20 protein-coding genes and 1 pseudogene are annotated in these 24,926 nt (G+C 40.7%); 8 read left to right on the top strand and 13 right to left on the bottom strand.

Translation table 11 applies throughout. From position 1 onward, the window contains the following. Positions 1 to 15: 15 nt before the first annotated feature. From AM592_RS13925 to AM592_RS13910, 4 genes are all read right to left on the bottom strand, one after another. A complete protein-coding gene (locus AM592_RS13925; protein WP_053604347.1) occupies positions 16 to 756 on the bottom strand; it encodes an ABC transporter permease in 741 nt (246 codons plus the stop codon). A gap of 1 nt (position 757) precedes the next feature. Continuing rightward, on the bottom strand, positions 758 to 1,657 hold the full coding sequence (locus AM592_RS13920) for an ABC transporter ATP-binding protein (protein WP_053604346.1): 900 nt from the start codon (positions 1,655 to 1,657) through the stop codon (positions 758 to 760). Between the two features lie 82 nt (positions 1,658 to 1,739). After that, entirely contained in the window at positions 1,740 to 3,059 is a 1,320-nt protein-coding gene (locus tag AM592_RS13915) for a sensor histidine kinase (RefSeq protein WP_053604345.1), read from the bottom strand. Then, complete coding sequence (locus AM592_RS13910; RefSeq protein ID WP_053604344.1) at positions 3,056 to 3,730, bottom strand: response regulator transcription factor; 675 nt, start codon at positions 3,728 to 3,730, stop codon at positions 3,056 to 3,058. Before AM592_RS13910 ends, AM592_RS13915 begins: the two co-directional genes overlap by 4 nt. Before the next feature lie 203 nt (positions 3,731 to 3,933). Here AM592_RS13910 and AM592_RS13905 point away from each other — a divergent pair. Beyond that, positions 3,934 to 5,126: pseudogene (locus tag AM592_RS13905) on the top strand (oxalate decarboxylase family bicupin). A gap of 48 nt (positions 5,127 to 5,174) precedes the next feature. Here AM592_RS13905 and AM592_RS13900 read toward each other — a convergent pair. Next, positions 5,175 to 6,140, bottom strand: a complete 966-nt coding sequence (locus AM592_RS13900) for an LCP family protein (RefSeq protein ID WP_098945245.1) — start codon at positions 6,138 to 6,140, stop codon at positions 5,175 to 5,177. A gap of 189 nt (positions 6,141 to 6,329) precedes the next feature. After that, the gene (locus AM592_RS13895; protein ID WP_053606118.1) at positions 6,330 to 7,760 is read right to left on the bottom strand and encodes an MDR family MFS transporter; all 1,431 of its coding nucleotides are present in this window, start codon (positions 7,758 to 7,760) and stop codon (positions 6,330 to 6,332) included. A gap of 386 nt (positions 7,761 to 8,146) precedes the next feature. Here AM592_RS13895 and AM592_RS13890 point away from each other — a divergent pair, with 386 nt between their 5' ends. The 5 genes from AM592_RS13890 to AM592_RS13870 all read left to right on the top strand — a co-directional run bounded on the left by AM592_RS13890 (position 8,147) and on the right by AM592_RS13870 (position 13,581). Next, positions 8,147 to 8,992 carry a sulfurtransferase gene (locus AM592_RS13890; protein ID WP_053604342.1) on the top strand — a complete coding sequence of 282 codons (846 nt, stop codon included), beginning with the start codon at positions 8,147 to 8,149 and terminating at the stop codon, positions 8,990 to 8,992. Between the two features lie 359 nt (positions 8,993 to 9,351). Further along, the gene (manA, locus tag AM592_RS13885) at positions 9,352 to 10,302 is read left to right on the top strand and encodes a mannose-6-phosphate isomerase, class I (RefSeq protein WP_053604341.1); all 951 of its coding nucleotides are present in this window, start codon (positions 9,352 to 9,354) and stop codon (positions 10,300 to 10,302) included. A 123-nt stretch (positions 10,303 to 10,425) separates the two neighbouring features. Then, positions 10,426 to 10,890, top strand: a complete 465-nt coding sequence (locus tag AM592_RS13880) for a hypothetical protein (RefSeq protein WP_053604340.1) — start codon at positions 10,426 to 10,428, stop codon at positions 10,888 to 10,890. Positions 10,891 to 11,104: 214 nt separating this feature from the next. Then, on the top strand, positions 11,105 to 11,644 hold the full coding sequence (locus AM592_RS13875; protein ID WP_148564336.1) for a competence protein ComK: 540 nt from the start codon (positions 11,105 to 11,107) through the stop codon (positions 11,642 to 11,644). Between the two features lie 272 nt (positions 11,645 to 11,916). Further along, positions 11,917 to 13,581: a hypothetical protein gene (locus tag AM592_RS13870; protein ID WP_053604338.1), complete on the top strand. Its 1,665-nt coding sequence runs from the start codon at positions 11,917 to 11,919 to the stop codon at positions 13,579 to 13,581. On the opposite strand, the gene AM592_RS13865 is transcribed toward AM592_RS13870, so the two are convergent. Next, a complete protein-coding gene (locus AM592_RS13865; protein WP_053604337.1) occupies positions 13,516 to 16,128 on the bottom strand; it encodes a YfhO family protein in 2,613 nt (870 codons plus the stop codon). The genes AM592_RS13870 and AM592_RS13865 overlap by 66 nt on opposite strands. A 220-nt stretch (positions 16,129 to 16,348) precedes the next feature. Here AM592_RS13865 and AM592_RS13860 point away from each other — a divergent pair, with 220 nt between their 5' ends. Continuing rightward, positions 16,349 to 17,347 (top strand): glycosyltransferase family 2 protein, encoded by a 999-nt coding sequence (locus AM592_RS13860; RefSeq protein ID WP_053604336.1) that lies wholly within the window; start codon positions 16,349 to 16,351, stop codon positions 17,345 to 17,347. A gap of 21 nt (positions 17,348 to 17,368) precedes the next feature. Beyond that, positions 17,369 to 17,830 carry a hypothetical protein gene (locus AM592_RS13855; protein WP_053606117.1) on the top strand — a complete coding sequence of 154 codons (462 nt, stop codon included), beginning with the start codon at positions 17,369 to 17,371 and terminating at the stop codon, positions 17,828 to 17,830. A 38-nt stretch (positions 17,831 to 17,868) separates the two neighbouring features. Here the strand turns inward: AM592_RS13855 and AM592_RS13850 are convergent, their stop codons facing one another. Genes AM592_RS13850 through AM592_RS13825 form a run of 6 tightly spaced genes read right to left on the bottom strand, consistent with a single transcriptional unit; the run spans position 17,869 to position 24,681 of the window. Then, positions 17,869 to 19,746, bottom strand: coding sequence for a CDP-glycerol glycerophosphotransferase family protein (locus tag AM592_RS13850; RefSeq protein WP_053604335.1), 1,878 nt, complete (start codon positions 19,744 to 19,746; stop codon positions 17,869 to 17,871). 2 nt (positions 19,747 to 19,748) lie between these two features. Then, entirely contained in the window at positions 19,749 to 20,930 is a 1,182-nt protein-coding gene (locus AM592_RS13845) for a CDP-glycerol glycerophosphotransferase family protein (RefSeq protein WP_053604334.1), read from the bottom strand. Positions 20,931 to 20,933: 3 nt separating this feature from the next. Beyond that, the gene (locus AM592_RS13840) at positions 20,934 to 21,959 is read right to left on the bottom strand and encodes a ribitol-5-phosphate dehydrogenase (protein WP_053604333.1); all 1,026 of its coding nucleotides are present in this window, start codon (positions 21,957 to 21,959) and stop codon (positions 20,934 to 20,936) included. Next, positions 21,956 to 22,669: an IspD/TarI family cytidylyltransferase gene (locus AM592_RS13835; RefSeq protein WP_053604332.1), complete on the bottom strand. Its 714-nt coding sequence runs from the start codon at positions 22,667 to 22,669 to the stop codon at positions 21,956 to 21,958. Before AM592_RS13835 ends, AM592_RS13840 begins: the two co-directional genes overlap by 4 nt. Before the next feature lie 48 nt (positions 22,670 to 22,717). Continuing rightward, a complete protein-coding gene (locus AM592_RS13830) occupies positions 22,718 to 23,872 on the bottom strand; it encodes a CDP-glycerol glycerophosphotransferase family protein (RefSeq protein WP_053604331.1) in 1,155 nt (384 codons plus the stop codon). Positions 23,873 to 23,907: 35 nt separating this feature from the next. After that, the gene (locus AM592_RS13825) at positions 23,908 to 24,681 is read right to left on the bottom strand and encodes a WecB/TagA/CpsF family glycosyltransferase (RefSeq protein ID WP_053604330.1); all 774 of its coding nucleotides are present in this window, start codon (positions 24,679 to 24,681) and stop codon (positions 23,908 to 23,910) included. Between the last annotated feature and the right edge of the window lie 245 nt (positions 24,682 to 24,926).

Below are 24,926 nucleotides of genomic sequence, written 5' to 3'. Positions count from 1 at the left end.
AGCCCTCCTTCCTGGCTATCCCATCAGCCATTGCGGTTTTTTTGAAAATAGATGCAGAACGAAAAAAGAAACTGCGATATAGGCAAGCAAGATGAAGCTGCCAAAGACATATAGCATTGGGTTTTCATAGGAAAACGACGGCTCAAAAATCCAGATAGAGACTCTGTATGCAAACGCAAATGGATTGATGATTGAAAAATCAGCGCCAATCATTAAGGTCGTTGCAAACATTATTCCTAACGCTGCGAATGAAACTATTAAGATATTTTTTGTCCAAATCATAAATGTCGCAACGGCTGGAACTGCTGCCAGGCTAATCAGGGTAAAGACGACAGAGCTTAGCAGCCTGTTTGCTAGTAGTGAAAGTGATGCCTCTTCTGAAAACAGAATCTGCATGAAAAGCAGCAGGCCGAAGTGATTAAGCAATGAAAGGGCGAAAATGCTGATCGCAATACAATACATTTTGGCGAGGATCATTTGCCGGGCGGAGTACGGGTAGCTCAGCCAGTTCATGACCGTTCTGTTTTTGTATTCCTGATAAAAAAGAAATCCGGCGAACACCATCAAGACAGCGGGAAACAAAAAGCTATATTGATTAAAAACAGTGAAATAATACCACTCAATATCCGGTTCTCTCTTTGATAGTTTCATAGCAAACGTATTTAATAAGAGCGGAAAAAAGCTGACCAAAACAACGAACGGTATGAGCATCAGCCGTTTCCATTTCATCCATTCCGTCTGAATCAAATGAATCATATTAAGCTTCCCCCTGTTCTAAGAGCTCAAGGTACAATTCTTCTAAGGTGAGTTCTTTTTTTACGGAGATTTTGCACTTCAGTTTTTCGACAGATTCCGTGATTTCTGACAAATCTCTTGCAGAAGCCATTGTGATTGAACTCTTTTCGAGACGGATCATGGAGTGGTGAAAGATTGCGGCCAGCTTTCGCAAATGCTCCTCCGATCCTTCTATTTGATAAGAATGAAACGTTTGGTTATGGTCGGGCACTGCTGCACGAAAGACGATTTCTCCATTTTTCATGATCAGCAGCTCATCTGCCAGTTTGCTGATCTCACTAAGAATGTGGCTGGATAGAAGAATGGACCGCTTTTCATTTCTTGCCAGCTCAAGCAGAACGTCACGCATTTCTTTAATTCCTCGCGGATCAAGTCCGTTTGTCGGCTCATCAAGCAATAAAAATTCCGGATCATGGATCATCGCTCGAGCCAATCCCAGACGCTGTTTCATGCCAAGAGACGTTTGCGAAAATTTTTTCTGGATATGCTCAGTTAAGCCAACCCTTCCAAGCATACTTCGTATATGTTCACGGTCCGTTTTTAATCGGAGAGTTTTCATATGCAATATTAAATTTTCCTCCAAGGTTAAATGCTCATAAAACCCTGGATATTCAATAACACTTCCTACACGGTGCAGGTAATCCTTTTGTGAATCGATGGGCTCACCTTTATACGTTACTTGTCCGTGATCCGGCGTGAACACACCGAGAAGAGATTTAAGGAGTGTCGTTTTTCCAGCCCCGTTTGGCCCGAGAAGGCCGTATATTCTCCCTTTCTGGAAATGGGCGCTAATGTTTTTTAACAACGGCTGTTTGTTCAGGGAAAAGGTTAGGTCATCTACTGTTACGAGTACATCGCTCAATGTTTTCCACCTCTTTCAATAATGTGTTTCAAGTATAAGAAAGAGAGGTTAAAACGATGGCAAACGGAAGGTTAAAATCTGGTTAAAGTCCTTCTTTTTTTAATATGTGAATTTCTGTTCCTTCATTCGAGCTATGGACTGTAAGCTCTAAACCCATCTGGCTTGTCATCTCCTTGACAATGGTAAAGCCAATATTTGCTCCGCGGTTTTCAGAATCAGCTGCCATCCCTGGACCTTTGTCTTTAATGATGAGCCGTTCATAAGTATTTGCCTCATCTGTTTTCACAAGGAGGTAGCGTCCGTCCTTTGCGTGGCGAATGACATTTTGGAAAAGGTTATCAAGGATTCGTGTAAACCACTGCTTATCGATGAACCATTGGAACTGTTTATCGAGTGAAACATCCGTCAGAATCTCGTTTTCTTCCAGCATTGGATACCATTCGACTAATTTGTCCCTGATCAGCTTTGATAAATCTTGCTTCTGGGGCTTCATCGGAATTTTATGCGCGTGGAGAAGGGCAACGTAGGTAAGGTTGTCCATCATTTGGCTTGCTGATGCAGCCTTAGCTGTCATAATATCCAACGACTTTTTCCCTTCCAATGATAAAGGCTCCTTTTGCAGTTTATAAGCATGAGCATTCATCACGGTAAGCGGCGTCCGTAAATCGTGCGAAAGATCGGCAATCAGTTTTCGTCTGATTTCTGATTCCTTCTGTTCTTGCTCACGGCTCGCTTTAAGCTCGGCGATCATATCGTTAAAAGCATGCTCAAGCTCGCCGATTTCGTCTTTCTGAATGATTTTCACTGGGGCAGGAATCGTCTTGTCAGTACCTAGCTGCATTTGCTTGCCTAATTGGATGAGCCTATTTTTTATTCTCTTGAAAAATAACCATGACAAATAAATAAATCCAGCCCAAGCTAATAACATAAATAGAAAGTAAACGGGGGCATAAAGGCTGCTATTTCTTTGCCACTTGTTTAAAAACAGGGAATCATCCATTCGGAAATACAGCACCGAATCATCCTTTAAAGGCACTAGCAGCATAAAGTCGCGGCTGCCTTTCATCTTTTCAGTCTCTGCAGCTGCTTGAGACGGAGTCCATTTCTCTGTTTCTTTCTGATTTGGTTTTATCAGTTGCCCATCGGAAGCCAAAATGGAGACAGTTGATTCGGGATATTCGTTTTTCAACTGTTCCATCAGCTGTTGCTTGTTATTAGGCGCTATTTCTGCTGTTGTTTCATTTACCGATTCTGTCACGGTTTTCTCGTCATAGCTCGGATGAAGATCAGGTGCAAAAAAATTGACGCCGAAAAAAAGGAATAAGGAAATACCGAAATAAGTAAGGGGAAGCATAAAAATCGACAGCACAATGAGCATGACGTACTTTTTTGTTAGATTCATTGCTTCACTCTGTAGCCGATTCCCCGGATTGTTTCGATTATGAGGGGATGATTCGGATCCTTTTCGATTTTTTTTCGCAAGTAGCGGATATGTACACTCAAGGTTTTGTCCCCTTCCACATACGTTTGATCCCAAATCAATTCGTACAGCCGTTCCTTTGTTAGAATTTGATTTGCATGCTTGACCATCGTAAACAGCAGCTTAAATTGGGTTTCCGTTAAAGGGATCGTTTCATCGGTTTCTAGATTGAAAACTTCATAGCCTTCCAAATTTATTTTCAGATGGCGGATATGAATGATGCTTTCTTGCTTTTTATCATATCTTCTCAAGCAGATTTCCATCCGGGCAGTCAGCTCATCTGGATGAAAGGGTTTCGTAATGTAATCATCGGCAAATTCAAGGCCATTTAACTTATCATCTATGGCAGAACGGGCAGTCAAAAGGATGATAGGGAGGTTCGGATGACGGCTCTTTATTCTGCTGCCGATCGTAAATCCATCTAGCCCCGGAAGCATGACATCAAGCAGAATCAAATCACAGTCCTCCAGATAATTGATCAAGTCTTCTCCGCTCTTTATCCAGGTTGTACGGTACCCTTTTTCCTGTAAATGTTCGACTATTACTTCTCCTATTTCTTTCTCGTCTTCAACAATGACAACATGGTTTGCCATTTTCACACCGCCTAATCTAATGTTGAACTCCAAAACTACTCTATCAATTTATGAAAAGCATGGCAATTTTTGCGAGGGAGAACAAATCAAGTTTGGTCCGCTCCCTATAGTTCCTAACAGAGTGGATTGGCGTATATTAAGAAATCGCCTTCATATACTGATACAGGAATCATCCATCAAGTACGATGAGAGGAGCATAATTGATGGAATCTAGGTTTACAAATAGGACGAATGATATACCGCAGCCGATCAGAGATGATGGTGCAGGTGCGACGGATCTCGGACCTCGAGACGTTATGAGGGACCTTGAGAATCCCGACATGCTGGTTCCGCCGTCACCGACGCTGGAACGATCCCTAATTTAAAATTTTCTTACTCTGATACCCATATGCAGTTAAATCACGGCGGCTGGTCTCGGGAAATAACGGTTAGGGAGCTGCCGATCGCAACCACGCTTGCGGGGGTGAATATGCGCCTGACCCCGGGCGGTGTACGTGAGTTACATTGGCATAAGCAGGCGGAATGGGCCTATATGATTTTGGGACGTGCACGAATCACTTCAGTCGATCAGGATGGAAGGAACTTTATCGCAGATGTAGGCGAAGGAGACTTATGGTACTTTCCCGCTGGAATTCCGCACTCGATTCAAGGGCTGGAGGAAGGATGTGAATTTCTGCTTGTCTTTGATGACGGCAGCTTCACCGATCTTGACACTTTCTCTATTACCGATTGGTTCGCGCATACACCTAAGGAGGTTTTGTCGGCGAATTTTGGTGTACCAGTAAGTGCCTTTGCCCGTATTCCAAAAAAACAGCGATACATTTTCCAGGCAAACGTACCCGGCTCATTAGAAAGCCAGAAGGTACCGGATCCATATGGCACTGTGCCGAAGAGCTTCACACATCGGCTGCTTGCCCAGAAGCCCATCGTTACTCCTGGCGGGACGGTTCGCATTGTTGATTCCAGCAACTTCCCGATATCGACGACGATCGCTGCGGCATTGGTTGAAGTCAAGCCGGGCGGAATGAGAGAAATGCATTGGCATCCGAATAACGATGAGTGGCAGTACTACCTTACGGGAACCGGCCGCATGACAGTCTTCGGAGCGAGCGGTACGGCCAGAACGTTTGATTATCGGGCAGGTGATGTAGGATATGTTCCGTTCGCTATGGGACACTACATCCAAAATACAGGTACAAAAAGCCTTTGGTTTCTGGAAATTTTCAAAAGTAATCGCTTTGCCGATGTGTCATTAAACCAGTGGATGGCGCTGACTCCGAAAGAGCTCGTTCAAGAGCACTTACATGCAGGGCCGGAATTGATAAATGCGCTGCGGAAGGAGAAATGGCCGGTCGTCAAATATCCGGGGTTTTCTTATTACCCAAAAAATGAGTAGGGCAATCAGTACAAAAAAACCCTTTCTATTAAAAGAAAGGGCTTTTCGTTACGATGATGAATCGGATTCTTGGCTCGCTTTACCAGCCAGGAAATCTTTGATAGCTTGGCTGTTTTCTTCGATGTCCAGATCAAGTACGGATCCAATATTACTATAGCTCTGATCTGTATATGAACCGTCGACCGGTATCCGCAGAGTATCAACTTCTTTTGTATCACCAAGTACAATATCTCTTCCTAAGCCTAAAAAGGCAGTTGATGGGACATTGGTTGTAACATAAGGTTCAATTGTACCAAGAATTTTCGGCAGCTGGGTGATGCTTTCTATGTCCGTTGCTTCTTCTTTCATTTTTGACAAGACTTCCTGCTGGCGTGCGACGCGGCCAAAATCACTTTGGGTGTCTTTTCGGTAACGGACATATCCTAGAAGCTGTTTTCCTTTTAAGGTTTGTTCTCCTGGTTGAAGCGTCATTCCGATACCTTCTGACATCTTGTGCGGAACATTGACTTTTATCCCGTTCGGCGCAACGATATCCGCCACTTTTTCAAAGCCTTCAAAGTCGACAATGGCGTAGTAGTTAATATCTATTCCGAAATTTTCTTCAATCGTTTTGCGTAACAGGTCAGGTCCGCCAAATGCAAAAGCAGCATTTATTTTATTATTGCCGTAGCCTGGAATACTTACGTAGGAATCTCGCATGATGCTGATGAGCTTTGGCTGTTTTTGTTTATCCGAATAATGGGCGATCATAATTGTATCGGTTCGCGCGAGTTCTTCCCCGCGGCTGTCACTTCCCAAAAGGAGGACGTTCATTTCGCCGTTATTTGGGATCGAACCGTCAAATTGATAGTCTTCTTTTTTAGGCGCATCCTCGCTTGCGGCCGATTTCCCGCTATTATATTGGACAATCCAATAAGCAGTACCTGCTATTAATATAAAAACCATAAGAAAAAGAATGAAGCGAAACCACCTAAATTTTCTCTTCTTTTGTTTTTTTAAGTCAGTTCTATTCATAACATATATCTCCATTTGTTTGACTTTACTGTTCGGTTAATTGATGAAGCATAAGCTATTATAGCAAAAAAACGATAGTTTGAGAAATAATTATTATATAATGGAAAAAGGTGGTTGCGGGTGAGGTGGGAAATTAAAAAAAGGATAGAGTTAGCAGTTGATGATCCCGCGTTAACTCTACCCTTCCTATTAATTAATGGATGACTTAGGCACTCCTTGTACAGTCTTCTCTTTTGTATTTGCCTTCCGTTTAATAAACATGGAGAGAACAAAACCAACGAAAGAAATCACAGTTGCGACGAAAAATGCACTGTTTACACCATGTGTTGCAGCTGCGGATGATGATGCGTTCGAAGCTGCGGATGATGTTGAAAATACGGTGATTAATACGGCTGTGCCGATAGATCCTCCAATTTGGTTCAACGTATTGATCATCGCAGTTCCATGCGGAATCAATCGGTTGTTAAGCTCATTGAGCGCAGCTGTCATTATTGGCATCATAACCATGGAAATCCCGGCCATCCGAATCGTGAACATGACGGTCATATACCAAAATGGCGTTGCATCATTTAGGAACGAGAAAGGCAAAGTTGAAGCAGTTAATAAAAACAATCCTGTAATTGAGAGCCCTCTTGCTCCGACCTTGTCAAAAATTCTGCCGGTAATAGGCGACATAATTCCCATCATTATTGCGCCGGGAAGAAGCATCAAACCTGAGTCGAGTGCTGAAAACCCTCTTATATCCTGAACGTAAATCGGCAAAACTGTTTCTGCACCTATAAGTGACGCAAAGATCACGATTCCTATTGCTGAACTGATCGCAAACAAAGGAGATTTAAACACTCGAAACTCCATGATCGGAGCTGACAAAATCAGCTGCCTCCAAATAAAGAGAACAAGTGCAAGCGCACCGCCAATCAGGGAAAACATAACTTGTGACGATGACCATCCGTCAGAACCTGCCACGCTGAAGCCATATAGCATCCCTCCGAAACCTAAAGTAGACAACAAGATTGAAAGAATATCTAATTTCGGGTTCGTTTGCTCGGTTATATTTTTGAGAGAATACCAGGCAAAGGCGATATTAATCAAAGCAATCGGCAGGATAATATAAAACAAGAGTCTCCATGAACCATGGCCAATGATCCAGCCGGAAAGTGTTGGTCCTATGGCGGGGGCAAAGGAGATAACCAATCCTACGAATCCCATAACTGATCCGCGCTTTTCTTCAGGAAATATATTCAAGAATATCGTTTGCATTAATGGAATTAATATGCCTGCTCCTGCCGCCTGGATTACCCTTCCAACAAGCAAAGCAGAAAAAACGGGGGCAACAGCGGCAAGAAATGTGCCAAATGCAAATAACCCCATTGCTGCCAAATATAACTGTCTCGTCGTAAATTTAGAAATCAAAAAAGCCGTAATCGGAATCATGATCCCATTTGTTAATAGGAAAATGGTAGTTAGCCATTGTACTTGGCTTGGGTTGACATTCATATCATGCATTATGATCGGTAGAGCGGTGATTAATAACGTCTGGTTCAAAATCCCAACAAACGCTCCCGCGATCAGAACAGCAGCAATAGTCTTTTGATTAATCGGCTTGCTTCCTTTATCCAATGATCGTGTCACGGGTATCATTCCTCCTTTGGATCCCGCATTAACAAAGCAGCAAAACCTTAAACCTCCAGGCTTTTTGGTCATTGAAGTAGGGGGGTCTCCGTTAGCATGTCTCATGGATCGCTCCCGTTGTTTGGAGTCATTATCTCATCGAACCTCAGATGCAAAGCCTGACGAAAATCGATGTCAATGACATCCTAATTTCCTGCAGAATAACATATTAAGAAATTACCCGAATGAATTCAAAGATATGAACTTGGAGAGATTGATTTACAAAACTTTAATTTTTGACAATCGAAGCAAAAAATTGAGCAATCCCGGTGAACATGCTACGATAAAACAAAGTTATATAGTGGGAATTCATTCGTAGAGAGGCTGTGATTTTTATGTCAGTAATCGTATCGCCAAATTGGGTATACAAACAGGTCAACGAGCATCCGAATGATACAGTGATAGTTGATGTGCGATTTCATTTAACCAAGCCTGAGCAAGGTCGAAAAGAGTACCTTGCCGGACATATTCCGGACGCTTTTTTTCTTGATCTGGACTTAGATTTATCAGGAGATCTAGGAGAACATGGAGGGAGGCATCCACTTCCGGATGTCGAAAAAGTCACGAAGGCACTCGGGGATATCGGGATTCATTCAAAGTCAACAGTCATTGCATACGATGATAATGAGGGAATGTATGCCTCGCGTTTTTGGTGGCAGCTCCATTATCTTGGTCATGAAAACATTCATATTTTAGACGGCGGCTACAAAAACTGGCTGGAAAGAGGCTTGGAGGCTTCTACAAAGCTGCCGGAAGCAGTAGCTGTTGAGTATGTGCCGCGTGTAAGAGAAGAAGCGCTTGTCGATGTGAATGGTGTAAAAGCAAGAATCGGAAATTCAAACTCCGTGCTGGTCGATTCTCGTGATCAAGCGAGATATTTAGGAGCAGAAGAACCGCTTGACCATAAAGCGGGCCATATTCCCACTGCTGTCAATTATTTTTGGAAAAACGTGATCGATGATGAAGGCAGATGGAAAAGTGTAGAGGGATTAACAGAGAATTATGCAGGGCTTGATAAAACGAAAGAAATCATTGTGTACTGTGGATCAGGCGTTTCGGCATGTCCGAATGTGATCGGTTTAAAGCAAGCCGGATTTCAAAACATAAAGCTGTATGCCGGAAGCTGGAGCGATTGGATCAGCTATCCGGAAAATGAAATAGCAACAGGTGAAGAATCGTAATCCGGTTCTTCATCTTTTTATCGTTCGATGTTCTATAAATGGAAAATAGGACGTTTCGATAGGAAGTAGCCCGGATAAACCTTTGCCTGACTGTATCGAAAAAGGGTGAAAATATTCCCTGGATGGCAGGGGTGATTCTGTGATAGCGGGCAGTAAGACCTCCGCCTCTGGTCCTTTGATAATGAGGGGAATACGCAATAATCCCCGCTGGTTATGGTTTTCCCCATACAGGTAGGATGGAGCATTGACCATCTATAGGCGTTCCGCCATAATTAAAGTAAAAAGAAGGTATACATACTGAGGGGTTTCAAAATTTACTAGTTATAATAATGAAATTACTAGCGAAATGGGGAAATGCAATGAGCCAATCACCAATCTTTTTAATTCCAGAATTCAAGGATCGAATTTGGGGAGGAACTGCACTAAAGGATCAGTTTGAATATGACATCCCCTCAGAAACTACGGGCGAATGCTGGGCAATTTCAGCACATCCGAATGGCCCAAACAAAGTAGCATCAGGTCCCTATGAAGGCAAAACCTTGATTGAGCTGTGGGAGAATCATAGAGAGCTGTTCGGCAACGTTGAAGGAAAGGCGTTTCCGTTGCTTACGAAAATACTAGACGCGAACAAGGATTTATCTGTACAAGTTCATCCGGATGATATTTATGCGAACGAAAACGAAAACGGTGAGCTAGGTAAAACGGAATGCTGGTACATCATTGATTGCAAAGAAAATGCAGAGATGATTTACGGTCATACTGCTAGGTCAAAAACAGAGCTGGTTACAATGGTAAACAGTGGGGACTGGGACGGCCTTCTGCGAAGAGTAGCGATTAAGCCGGGAGATTTTTTCTATGTGCCGAGCGGGACGATTCACGCATTATGTGAAGGGACCCTTGTTCTTGAAACTCAGCAAAGCTCGGATACGACGTATCGTGTCTATGATTATGACAGAACCGATCAAAGCGGTAACAAACGGGAGCTTCATTTAAATAAAGCAATCGACGTAACAACTGTTCCGCACGTTGATGGCTTAGTGGATGAATCTACGTCTCAAAAAGAAGGAATCACGATCAAAACATTTGTACAGGCTGAATATTTTTCTGTTTACAAGTGGGATGTTGACGGACAAGCTGAGCTTTCTCAAGAACATCCATTTATGCTTGGCAGCGTGATTGCTGGAGAAGCCGCATTGCTTCACGAGGGAGTCTCCTATCCTCTCAAAAAAGGAAGCCACTTCATATTGCCGGCTGAAACAGGCGATTTTCAAATTGAAGGGACATGCACAATTATTGCTTCCCATGTGTAACGCGGACTATAGCGGGTTCGCCTGACGAATAAGTCGGGCGGCCTGCTTTTTTTGAAGAATAAAACATAAGCGCATATACCTCTTACATAAAATGGACAAAAAGAGCAAAAGAGGTGGACGCTTTTGAGAAGAAGGAAAGTTACTGCCGCAAAAATGATATTTTTTCTTGCTGCAGTGGCCATTCTCTGTGTTCTAGCCGCCTGGTTTGTTCATTCGATCAGCAAGAGTGAACAAGAGCAAGTCATTGACAAGTTTTATAAAAGTGAGCAGGAAGGCGACTTCGGAAGCTCATGGAATCTCTTTCACTCCTCTATGAAAGACAGATTCTCAAAAAATGCTTACGTAACGGAGCGATCCCATATTTATATGGGACACTTTGGAGTCCAAACCTTTGATTATGAAATAGGGAACATGAAAAAAATTGACGATTGGCAAAACCCGGGTACAAGCCAAAAAGAAACCGTTTATCAGACCGAAGTGAAGCTGCTATTTAAAAGTAAATTCGGGACGTTTTCGATCCTCCAAAAAGTGTATGTTGTGAAAGAAAAAGAAAAATGGGTAGTTCTTTGGGAATACGAAAATAGATAAAATTAACATAAAAATAGTAATAAATACCTAAAAAATCTATTTTTCTGTTAGGGAATTATGTATAATCAAAGTGGAACTAAGATCAGCCCCACCTGAATTTCCCTCAAGGTTCCTTCTCCTAAGAAGAACATCAAGCAAAATTGAAGTCGAATTTTTTTTGAAAGAGAGGGCAGAAAAGCTAAAATCAAAAAATCTATTTAAAAAGGGAGATCGCATGATTATCGCAGATGATTATTCTATTAATCTAAGTACAATGCTTTTGAAATCCACTTTTTCTGAATACGGAGAACTTCACACCATCGTATACGAACTGAATCAAGAAGTGTATGTGAAAAAGTCGCCAATGACAATCCTTGAAGAAAATATTTTGCAGCTTGGAACGACGTATGAAGGAATTATTCAGGCGACAAAATATTTGCTTCCAGGGCAAAAAATGCTGTGCGTTCTATTCTCGGCTCTTGATCGAATCTGCTTTTTTAATACGACCTCAATTTTAAGGCACGACAACCTATTGCTTGCTTATTCTCACATCGCAAAAATAGCGCCCAGCGGAAAGGGCTCATTATTAACATTCACAAATGGCAAACAGCTGTATGTTCCAGTCTTTCATCGAATATTGGTAAACAGAAGAAGCCATGCGAGCTATGTTGCCGATACGTTTGCCAATAATTACAGAGCTATTCAAAACGGTCAAATAAATCCAATATTCATGGAAAACAACGATGGAAATGACTATGGAGATTTTATACAATAGAAGTAAGCGGGGCAGCCCATGCCACAAGCTTTAAAAGGTGTGCGGCTGCTTTTTTCATTGGTGTACTATTCGTTCCGTTATATTTGGGGACAAGCTCTGAAAAATCGCCGGGCAAACTGAATCCCTGCACAGCAGTTTAGATGCTGTTAGCCTTGCAATAATGAACGAAGGCTAAAACTTGGTTTTATTACAGCGCTTTCACTATCGGTTTCCCACACTGATGAGGTTCAGTAAATTGTACTAAAGTTTCTTGTAAAAAAAGAGGTGCAACATTGAGTAGAAATTATCAGATCATGTACGTCGGAATGTTTTTGTTTTTGTCACTTATCGCGGCTTTCCCGTTTTTTACGAATGACTCACTTCACTTCGGTCACGACTTAGGGGTTCACCTTTTGCGGATCGAAGGGATCAAAGAAGCTCTGCAGGATAACAAATTACTCGCTGATATTAGTACGGTCTATTTGCAGGGCTTTGGTTATCCGATGGATCTTTTCTATCCTAATTTGATGCTGTATATTCCGGCAATCGCTCGTGTGTTGGGTTTTTCCATGATCCACTCGTACAAAATTTTTATGTTTATCACTGTATTTTTTACCTTTATCTCCATGTTTTATAGCGTTTTGAAGATCTCAAAGCATCAAAGTATCGCATTTTTTGCATCCGTTTTTTACACGATGTCAGCTTATCGAATGATAGATATCTATATTCGTGCTGCAGTCGGGGAAATCGTAGTTTTGGTCTTTATCCCTCTCGTTTTATTAGGAGTATACTATGTCTTATATGAAGACAATAAGAAATGGTACATACTGACGATAGGTTTTACCGGAGTCCTTCTGTCGCACATTTTGACTACGCTCTGGACTTTTGGACTTCTCCTTCTAATAACCTTGGTGTCCTTTCAGAAATTGATGAAAGAGAAACAAAGGATCTTATCATTGATTTATGCAGGAATAGCAACCTTTGGCTTGACGGCTTATTTTACCCTGCCGATGGTGGAGCAATACATATCATCCGATTTATATATCAAGCACACATCTACCTTCGCGGCCGATGAAAGTGCGTTACATTGGATAAACTTGATTAAAACTTCCATACTAAATGTACATTATCCTATGAATGTAGGGCTTGTATTCCTTCTCCTTCCTTTCATAAGGATATTCGTTAAAAAGAAAAGCAGTCTGATAAAAACTGCCGATTGGCTCACCTTCATGGGAATTGCCTTTTTGTTAATGAGTACCAATCTATTTCCATGGGGGATTGCAAAAGGAGTTCTTGGCAATATTCAATTTCCGTGGAGATTGCTGCTATACACAACGTTGTTTTTTTCAGTATCAGGTAGCATCTATCTGTACGAATTGTTAAAAGGACGCAAGGATATATTAAGAATTTTCTATATCCTTATTCCTTTGATCATGCTCCTGAGTAATGCGCCTTTATTTAATTATTATTTGAAAGATCAAAAAGTCTTATTAAAGGAAGACAAAGAAGAGCTTAATTCATTGTGGATCGGGGCGGGGAAAGAGTATTTGCCAGTCAATATTACGCTCGATGATATCAGAAAAAGAAGCAAACATAAATTGACAGACAATGATAACGTGGAAATTGAGAATTATCAAAAGAACGGAACCGAAATATCCTTTACTTATCATACCGAGCAAAAGCAAACGATCGAGCTTCCGTTAATCTATTATAAAGGGTATCACGTATATGATACCCAAAATGGTGAAAGAGAAGAGCTGCCCATCGAATTAGGGGAGAAGGATTTTATTTCCGTCACCTTGCAAGGCGACGGAAAATTGACAACTGAGTATGAACGTACCTTCATTCAAAAATGCTCTTCCTATTTGTCTTTGCTTACGCTCATCTTGGCGTTAATCTTTTTTTTCTTCAGAAAACGAAGTTGCGGCTATTCGCTTTCTGCGAGTGAAAATAAGTAATCCGATAAACAAAAGCAAAGAGAGAATGCTGACGGCAACACCGGTTATAAATCCCGGAGAAATGTAGGTTGCCTCGATTGTATTGGTTCCCTTGCGCAGATCGATTCCCATAAAAGCTCCTGCAACCCTTTTTACCTCAGCTGGCTGGCCGTTAACCTTTACGGACCAGCCTTTATCAAATGGGACAGTTAGAAAAAGCGTTCCGTCTTCTTTTGAGTCAATCGTCCCTGAAAAGCGCCCATCGTCATAATGCGAAAACTGCATGCCGTTTTCTTTCGCTGTTTCAGCGACAGCAGGAAGCTTGTCGTTATTGAGAGTGAAAAGCTCAAGCTGGTGTATGTTAAGCTGATCCTTCATAAGAATGATTTCCAGCTGTTTTTCTTTTCCATTGGATGGAGGCAGAGGAATTGCACCATTTGATAAAGTATCCGGGTATGTTTGCCGTCCGTATCCGCTATAGAAAATTTTCGATTCATTTATTCTTGTCGGACGCATATAAAAGTACAGTTGCTTGTTCTCTTCGTCTGAATCAAATTTGAGAATAACTTTTCCTTCCCGCTTTGGATCAATTTTTTTGTATGTTGACTCATCTTCCTTCGTTACATTGACTAGCTCAACGCTCTTTGGTTCGATTCTGTCAAACAGATTTGCACCTTTTTGCACGCTATTAGCCAAAAGCTGATTCATTGTATAAGGATTTGCCTCGAACCTTCCAAACATGCTGCTGTCAGAAAGCTTCTCAATCTCATCATTTACCATAAAGCCAGGCGGAAAGGCGTTAGGATTTTCGAAAATGGCAAGTGGCGAAGTAGACAGAGTCTTCATATCTGGGAATTTATTCTGGTTACCTGAAATATAATAAGCCGTCCCCAGAAATGCATCTGAAAATAGTGTGCCTCCCGTATTCGAAATCCATTTGTCCGTATCTTGAGTTGTATAACCAAACGCACGCATGGTTCTTGTCAGGCTTGCATCAGTCACTGAACTAAAATGGGCGATTGATGGATAGTTATACAGCATTCCGTCGTTATTGCTTTTCTTGTAATCGGAGGAAATCCGGTAAAAGCCCTCGGGGTTCGCCTCTTCAATTTTTTTAATGCTTTGTGTCATATCTTTATTAAGGACAACATCTTCATGCGGCCGAAAATGAAATTCGCGATCCATTTTTTTCATTGTCATCCATCCGTTAGAAGATAAATCGGCTGTAACCAATACAAGAATGCACAAGCTGATGACAACTGTAAACCTTGACCAAGCTGCACGAAAATAAAGAACGACAGCAAACAGAGAGATCAGAAGAAAATTCCATAACACGTTTTTAACTGCCATCACACTGGTTGGAACCTGAAGGAAGCAAATAAGCAATGTAATGCTGATTACTCCGTAAGCGATCCAAATGAATTTTCTGTCGCTTCTATCTAAAGTAATAAATGTTTTAAATGCCATAACCGCCAATAAAAAAGAAAATATAAAAGAAAAGCGGTAAGGAAACCACGTAGGAGGTGTAAAACCGTGCCACATGATATTAAACAGATCAATCTCAAAGCCGATATACACCAAGAATGCAAGCAAACCAAATACTGCTTTATCGCGCCTGCTGATTTTTTTGGAAATGAAAAAAATTACAACCAAAAAAAGCGTGAGCAGGCCGGTATAAATATTTGCATGATCCAAGGTATTTGTTTTTAATGTGTCGTAAATTCCGTTAAAAAGCTTAGCCAGGGTTAGAAACGGCGAATGGATTCCAGGATCAAATGAAAACCTATTGCTGGCTACATTCCTTAAATTTAAGTATGTCGGAAAAATGATCACAAAAGAAATCCCTGCTGATAGCAGAGTGCCGAACCCAAAGCGAATTGCTGTACGCACTTTTTGTTTTTTTTCTGCCGTATGGTATAGAAGGGACAATAAAAAATAACCCGCAGTAAAAATCCCTACCATATAAGACAGATAGAAGTTGGATATGAGCATAAGCGACAGTGAAATCGTATAAATCGTATAGCTCTTCTTATTTATGATATGGTCTACGCCAAGGATTATCAGCGGAAGATAGATCAGAGCATCAAGCCACATGATATTTTGCGCATAGACGATTGCGTAACCCATTAATGAGTAAGTAACAGAAAAAATCACGATGGCTAATTTTTTCATCGCATCGATTGAGCGTAAATAAAAAGACATCGTTAAGCTGGAAAACCCTATTTTGATTAAAGTGACCGCCAATATCGTTTCCGGAAGAGCGCTGCGGCTAAACGCTACCATAATCAGATTGAAAGGGCTGCTTAAATAATATCCGAACAACCCGATTTGATTCATGCCAAGAGCAGCATTCCAGCTGTAGAAAAAGCTATCTCCATTATGAAAGAGATCATGATAATAGTGAAAGTAGACCCGATATTGCTGAAACAAGTCTACTAAGAAAATGGAGCGATCTCCAAATGGATAAATATTCAAAAGAAAGTAATTAAAGGTCATCAAAATAATAGGTAGTAAAGTACAAGAAATTGGTACAATAAATTTAGATGAATTGTTGAAAAAGGAGCGCAATGTAACACCTCATAAAAGTCATTGGATTCTTATCTCTATTGAACGTTATAGCATAAACAGCAAATTGGTAGTTGATCTTAACATAAGATTTACGAAAATTTTACACTTCTTAACCTTAACATAATGGAAATTTCTTTACTATAGAGGGTAGCGGTAAAATTTTAAACAAGATACAATGGTGTAACCGCCACTTCTGATACTTATAAAGGAGTAATGGAAAATGAACCGACAACTTCTTACGATATTAATTCCTATGTACAATGAGGAAGAAGTCCTAGATCAGCTATATTTGCGTCTGCTGCAGGTAGTAGATGAGATTCCATCCTATGATTTTGAATTCTTGTTTGTCGATGATGGCAGCAAGGACCGTTCTTTGGAAATGGTTCAAGAAATGAGAACCTTTGATAAGAGAGTATCGTATATTAGCCTGTCCCGAAACTTTGGAAAAGAAGTCGCCATGATGGCAGGCTTTGATTATGCCAAAGGTGACGCTTTAATCATTATTGATGCAGACTTGCAGGATCCACCTGAGCTAATCGAGGAAATGATCGGCTTCTGGGAACAGGGATACGACGATGTATTTGCAAAACGGAGGCACCGGAAAGGGGAAACCTGGCTGAAAAAATGGACGGCAAAAACGTTCTATCAAGTATTGCAAAAATCATCCCGTATGCCGATTCAAGAAAATGTAGGAGACTTCAGGCTGCTAGACCGGCGTTGTGTGGAGGCGTTGAAACAGCTTCGTGAATCGCAGCGCTATACGAAAGGCATGTTTGACTGGATTGGCTATCGCAAAAAAGAAATTTTGTATGACAGAGATGAACGAGCCGCCGGCAAAACAAAATGGAACTATTTAAAGCTTTTTGATTTGGCGATTGAAGGTATTCTGTCCTTTACAACCGTGCCATTGCGCCTTTCATCCATTCTTGGACTAGTTATTTCAGGAGCATCGTTCTTATTTTTACTATATATTGTCTGTAAAACGATCTTTTTTGGAGAAAGCGTAGACGGATATCCTTCCTTAGTGACCGTCATTGTTTTGTTAGGGGGCATTCAGCTCATTGTCATCGGGATCATCGGGGAATATCTCGGCAGAATCTTTATCGAAACAAAGAAACGTCCGCTTTATTTTGTCGATGTATATAATGACAGAAAAGAAGAAAATTCTGGGAAAAGGGAAGAAAGAAGCGTACGTGAAAGAGTGAAATCTCCCTTATAAAATTTAAGGAAGAGAGAAGTGATTTCTGACATGCATCCCGTACTAAAAAAGCTTCAATATAAGGATCAGGGCCAGCCGGTGTTCATTCTTAACGCACCACTGACCTATGATGAAATGTTAGCTGCTTTTCCCGGAGATGTTCATAAGGAAGCAAAAGAGAAGTACTATCCCTTTGTACAAGCTTTCGGAGCCTCTAATGAAGAGCTGCAAGCATTGGCCAAAACGGCGGCAAGTGCCACAGAAGATAATGGTTTGTTATGGCTGTGCTATCCAAAAAAGTCTTCAAAAAGGTACAAAGGCTCTGATTGCAGCCGTGAAAGTGTTACCGGCATGCTTGCCGATGAAGGCTATGAGCCGGTGAGGCAAATCGCGATTGACGAGGATTGGTCCGCCATTCGTTTCCGGAAGACAGAGCATATCAAAACAATGGTCCGCAAATTTGCAGTAACGGAAAAGGGAAAGGAACGAACGGAAAGAAATTGAGTGAAAAACCCGGCGTGTGCACATGCACAGCCGGGCTTTTAAATGCCTTTTTTATAAATCATATTGACGTTATCATCGAGTTCGTCTTCATCTTTTTGATAGATGATTTGATCTACGACACGTTCGCTTGATTTGCCGTCCAAGTCATCGAAGAAATAATTAACAAATGAATCGATTTGTTTAAAGTCATATTGCTCATTTTTAATAATCGAAATCATTTGCTCTGACGTTTTTGCAAGCGGGCCTGGAATAAAGGAAAAATAATCATAATAAAAATCGCGTTTACGGATGTAATCATCGACATCATAGCTGAAAAAGATCATCGGTTTGTTTAACAAGGCGTATTCAAAACAAACAGAAGAATAGTCAGTTACTAATATATCAGTTACGAGCAAAAGCTCATTGATTTCTCTAAACGAGGAAAAGTCGTAAAAGAAATCACTGTATTGATATGGAATGTTTGCATCGTTTTTCACAAACGGATGGATTTTAAACAAGAAGATGTAATCATCTTTTAATTCTTGATAAAGTCTCTCAAAGTTTAACACTTCAAACGGGTAGTGAGCGGACTGCTGTCCGTTTCCGCGAAAGGTTGGCGCAAACAAAATGACCTTTTTCTCTTTCAAAAATGGGAACTCTTGATACAAGCGTTCTTTGACAAAAGCTTTTTTCGCATCGTCAAAAAAGAAATCAGTTCTCGGCACTCCTGTGGAGATGACATTTTCAATATTGATTCCGAAGCCTTCCGCGTAGTGCTTGCGAATATTTTCCGAGCTGACGACTACCTTCGTATAATTCCGATGGTTCTTTGAGTGCGGCGATGGACCGCCCGGTAAGCCGATCCGGCTGTAGCCAAACGTTTTAAAGGCGCCCACTGCATGCCAAAGCTGAATGAGCTCCGCATTTTTTCTAATTTTTAATGGATAAACGATTGGATAAAAATCGTCAATAAAAATATATTTAGCCGTCGCAAAATGATAACCCATAGATATAAGTTCCAAAAACGATTTTCGATCACGGATACTGCTTTTTAAGAAAAACTTAAAATCAAAGTCTTCTTCCCTTTTGAGCAGCTCATCATAGACAAACTCAAAGTTTCCCGACATATCAACACGGCTGTCTGATGCGAATACAATTTTTTTCTCCTGAATAGGGGAGAAGCAGCAAAGTCGATAAACCCATCTGAAAAAGAAGGAATTTATTTTTTTTAAGTAACGGTTTGCTTCTTTGCCCGTATCTAATTCAAGCAAGCTCGGATCAATTTCCTGAAGCTTATTAGATGACAGATTGATTGTTTTTTCGTCTTCATCATACGTGACAATTAAATTAAATTTCATTAGCTTTTTAGCTGAGTGAAAATCCATTTTTGTTGCGTACACGTCATTTAAAAGGAAGTTGCTTACGTTTCCAACCGTGTGAACTTCCTGGTGTTTGATATTGTTGTCATCAACGACTTCAATTTCTAAGAAAAGCTTATATTCTCCGGCTGGGAGGGGCTTGTCATTCATTAGCTTGGAAAAGTTGATATGCTGATGAAAGCCGGCCCATTTATATTTTTCAAATAGTACGGGGTGAATGCTTACATCGACCTGGTTAACCAAGGTATCGCGCAGCGAAACGGTTTTAAAAAGCTTTCCGCCTGAAACCAATAAAAGCCGTTTTCTGACCTGATCTTCCTTCATTAAAGGGAGATCCTTTATATACATATAACCGGCAATCGTTAATATCGATCCATTCCATGAGAAATTTGATATTTTTCGAACTGGAACTTGTTTGTTCTCTTCAATTTGTTCAGTTTTATCAAAGATGGAGAACACCCTGTCCGGTCCGGTATATTCCTCGGCTACAGTCTTGCTTGTATTTTTTCGTTTTTTAAATCGTAATAGCCTGTTTTTAATTCTTCGTGCCAGCTTCACTTTTACCCTCTCTTTCTCCTGCTTGCTTCCAAAAATGATTCAATCCATTCGGCTGCCCGATTTGAGGATTGGCCATCCTGATGAGTGATAAATTTTTGCGAAAATGCTTCAATTTGGTACTTATCGACATTCCCGCTTTGAGAAATATCCCTTGCTAACTCAGCTGTATTTTTTGATATCGGACCTGGGACAAACGTTTCAAATGGGTAATAAAAGTCGCGTTCTTCCGTGTATTCTTCCAGATCCGGGCAATAAAAATAAATTGGTTTTTTAAGTAGGCTGTATTCAAAAATGACGGATGAATAATCCGTTAGCAATGCATCGGACAAAACCATAATATCATACAAAGAATAGTGATCAGTCATATCACAAATAAAAGGATCATCTTCCAAATTCACATAGTCCTTCATATATGGATGAAGATGGACGAACAGCACATACTTTTCAGGATCGTCCAAACTTTGCTTGAACGCCTGCAGATCTAAAGGAATTCTTTTTGATTCCTGGTAATGGCCGCTCCCGCGAAACGTTGGAGCGTATAATAGCTTCGTTTTCGATTTTAATCCGGGAAAGCTCTGCTGAAATTCTTCAACCAGCTTGTGTAAGTGATCCTTTTTAAAGAAATAATCCGTTCTAGGGACACCTAATGGAAGCACACGTTTTTCATCCATATTGAAAGCCTCTGCAAAGTGCGGAATCGCCTCAGCGGAACTTACAAGCGAGTAGTCATAATTCGAATGGACAGGCACGACTTTTAAATAAGCGGACGATGGCCCAAATGGCTTGTCCTTAATGCTGTATCCGAACTTTTTAAACGCTCCGCATGCGTGCCATAATTGAATCGAGATCGTTTCTTTTCTCTTTTTGATTACGTAAAGCGGAAAATAATAGTCATCCAATAGCAGCACCCGGGACGTCGCAATATGATACAAAGATGAAAATAAGTGAAAAACATACGCTGCTTTACCTGCCAAACCCGTATTCATTTTTTTTAATAAAAGTTTAATTTCGATCGCCGGATTTTCGTTTAAGCGAGCATGCAGCGCTTTAAAATTGTCGCTCAGCTCCTCGTCACGATAGGAGGCGATGACGACTTTGTTTCGTTTGACAGGAAATAAAGCAGAAAGGAAACCGTATGTCCCTCTGAATATGATCTTAACCAGTTTAGTTATTAAAAGATTCACGTTTTAAATTTCCCATTCGAGTACAGTTTTCCCCCAAGAAGAGGTCAGATCCGCTTCAAATGCCTTAATAATATCATCGATGCAGCGCACCGGATGGCTGTCACCAACAAGTGTTTCCAGGTATTCGACGACTTCAGGATAGTTTGAAAGAAAATTCACGGTACGGACAAAATCCTCACGGCCGCTTCGGCTGCTTCCAATCAAAGTGATTCCCTTTTCCAGAACCAATCGTGTCGATACTTCAACCGGATATTCAGAAACACCGAGCAGGGCGACGCTGGCTTCCGGGTGAACATGTTCAATAATTTGTTCTATTGCAGATTCACTTCCTCTGCCGCCTACGCATTCAAAGGCATGGTCAATCATGACATGCTCAGGGATATCGTTAATCTGGTAGGTCTCATCCACAAATGAAAAATGTTCAAGCTTATAAGGAGTTTTCCCGAAAATGATCACTTTACTATCAGGATATTTTTTTTTCAAAATCAGAGCTGTAATAAACCCTAGATTTCCGTCTCCCCATACGCCAAAGGTATCGCGTTTTTTATGGGCAATCCGTTCAAAACGACTTAACGCATGAATAGTGATCGTGATCAATTCGGTAAACGCCGCAACTTTAGGATTCACATTCGTTGGAAGTTGTACGAGTCGATCCGGATCCATAAACATATAATCCTGCATAAATCCGTCATATCCGCTTGAACGGAATTTACTTGTCCGCAAGTAGTTTTCCGCGATGATTTCCGATTGCTCGGTCGGCAGATTCGGAACCATAACGACGTAGGTCCCGATTTCAAAGGTTTCGGTTGGATCATACATGACCTTCCCAATGCCTTCATGGATCAGAGCCATCGGGAGTTTTTTATCCATCGCTTCTTTTCCGCGAGTTCCTGTATAGTACCTTTGGTCAGCGGCACAGATCGACAAATGAGTTGGGCGCACGACTACCTTATTTGCATTAATATTTTTATCTTTATAGGTCACTTCAAACTGACGTGCTGAAACAAGTCGATACGTTTGATTAATCATTGTGAAATTCTCTCCTGTAAAATGGCGTTAGCCACTTTTAAGTCATAAGGTGTTGTTACCTTAATGTTAAATACTTCACCTTTTACCATCTTCACTTTTTCTCCCGCTATCGAACAGATTTTGCAAGCATCCGTTAAGATCGCTTTTTGTTCAGGGGATAATTGCTCATATAAGCTAACTAACTTTTTAATGCGAAAGCTTTGCGGCGTTTGTCCTTGATACATTTTATCCCTTACTGGAATGTCAGAGATGAATTCGCTGTCGTCCGATTCGATAATTGTATCTACCGCAGTGATGACGGTATCCACCGCGTCATATTCCATTGCCGCATTGATATTTTCTTCGATAATTCGATGAGTTAAAAAAGGGCGCACAGAGTCATGGGTTACGATAATGTCATCGTCATTCAGCCCAAATTCATTTTCAATATATTTAATCCCGCTCATAATCGATTCGTTTCGGTCAGATCCGCCTTCAACAACGACTAAACGATCATTATCGCCGATAAATTTCTTTAAAATGTCTCTCGTGTGATTCAGCCATTCTTTCGGAGAGACGATAATGATTTTGTCGAATCTGCCATTTAACATAAATTTCTCAACGGTATGAATGATGATCGGGCGATTGTTTAAAGGTAGGAATTGCTTTGGCATATTCACATTTCCCATGCGCGAGCCCTTGCCGCCTGCAAGTATTTCTGCATAAATCATTATAGTAAACACCTTCCTTGATTAAACGAAATAATTATTATCAATAAATCAATTCATTTTCACTGTTAAATAATCTAAAAGCCTTTGGGTAGAGTTTCCTTCGGAATACCGATTCCACTCGTTAGAAAATTGCTTCACTTCCCGCTTCAATAGAGAAGTGTCTTTCAATTGTTTAATCAGCATGGCAGCGTCGCTGCACGCTTGTCCGGGAATAACGGATAAATAATTATCGATAAGGCCGCGTTTTTTGTCGTATTCCTCTAAATCATACGTAAAGAACAAAACGGGCTTGTTCAATAAAGCGAATTCAAAAGGGACCGAGGAATAGTCAGAAATAAGGATATCGCAGGCTTTCAATAATTCATCCAACGCAATATCGGATACATCTTTTATCCACGGGCTGTCGACATGTGAAAACTGGTTTTTCATAACGGGATGAAGCTTTATCAGTAACACATATTCTTCGTTAAGGTCGTCTTTTAAATGGCTCTCTTTAAACGGAAGCCTGACGCGGCCGAAATCTTCATCTCTAAAAGTAGGTGCATACAGCAAAATTTTTTTTTCGGAGGATATAGCGAGACGCTCTCTTATTTGATTAGACTGCGTTTCCTTTTCGAAATACATGTCAGTCATAGGAACGCCGATTTTTAAAAAATGATTTTCTTCCACTCCGAAGCTTTCTTGAAAAATATGAGCCATATGCTCAGATCCGACGACGATTTTGTCAAAGGATCTGTATACTTTCTTATAACGGGCAAAATCACGTTCAGAATAATTCTGGATTGTCAAATCCTTCAATCCGAATTTCTTAAACGCGCCGTTTGCATGCCAAATTTGAATGCATTCAATATCAGGACGATGACGTAAGGCCGTAACCATCAAATAGTAATTATCGATAAGAACGGCTTTGCTACTGAGCATGCAATGAATCGCTTTTACGATGTGAACAGGGTTTTCCTGATCAATCACCGAGCAATTTTGATTAGGGAATTCATTGGCTAATCCTTTAGCATGTTGAGTGAGCAGCACCTTCAGCTTAAAATCAAATGCATCGTTCTCATACGCTTTTAAAATCGCCCTGGCATTGTCCGGAAAAGAAGCGATAAGAACGATACGTTTCTTTGGTTTCACCCAAAAGAAAAGCTTGCCAAGGCAAGTGATATAAAAGGCATATATACTTTTTAAAATAGACTGTAAATTCATTTAGCGATCATACTTTCTAGCATAGGGAATCGTACTTACATATTTCTTGAACTATCCTTTATATGTTCGGGATACGGATACTTTTTTATGTCTCTCTCGTTTCGAATGACAGCAAGAAAGTACTTTGGAATGTTAAGCATTCTTCTCCATCTCGATGGGTTAGATATCAGCCTGTAAAACCATTCAAGATTTAATTTAATGAAAAATTCGGGTGCTCTTTTCGCAGTTCCGCTAAACACATCAAAGCTTCCCCCAAGACCAATAGCAGTTGCTTGCGGAAAAAGGTGCCTGTACTGGTAAATAAAATGCTCTTGATTCGGAAAGCCTAACGCAACAAAGACCAAATCCGGTTTGGCAGCGGCGATTTCCTTTGCCACTTTTTCTTTATCTTCCACAAATCCATCTGAAGAGCCGGCTAATTCGATATTCGGATACTCAAGCTTAATTCGTTGAATGGTACTATCTAATACATCCTTTGTGGCTCCGTAAAGGAATATTTTCTTCTTTTTATCATTTGCCAAAGTTAAGAGCGATGTAAAGATATCGTATCCTGCTATTCTTCCTTGAAGCGGGTGCCCGATAAGCTTGGATACCATGACGACTCCGATTCCATCAGGAAGTATAAAGTCAGAGGAAGCTAAAACGTGACCGTAATCTTCATCCTCAACTGCTTTATAACCAATTTCAGGATTTGCTGTAACGATAAACGCCCCTCGGTTTTGATTGAGATAGGAAGACTCCAAGTGCGACATAAATGCATCTAAGTTTGAATTTACAAAAGACAGTCTGTTAATTGTTGCGGTTTCCATGGAGTATCCTCCTTTTCATTGAATAATATTCGTATATATCTAGAGATTAAGTTTGTTTTGATTAGGTAAAGCTTTTACACAAATTTGGGAAACATCCACTCTATCATACCACAAAATCTTAATAATAAATTAACATTATTGTTACATTGAATTAATTTATTAACGAATGATTTATGTAGAGTTTACAGTAATATTTCGAAATTGGTCAGTTTTTATGGTTGGGAATCGAAACCGGTTCAAAAAAT

Source organism: Bacillus gobiensis, assembly GCF_001278705.1.
GTDB classification, from domain to species: Bacteria; Bacillota; Bacilli; order Bacillales; family Bacillaceae; genus Bacillus; species Bacillus gobiensis.
Note: the sequence above shows the minus strand (reverse complement) of the source record. Positions and strands in the feature narration are given on the sequence as shown.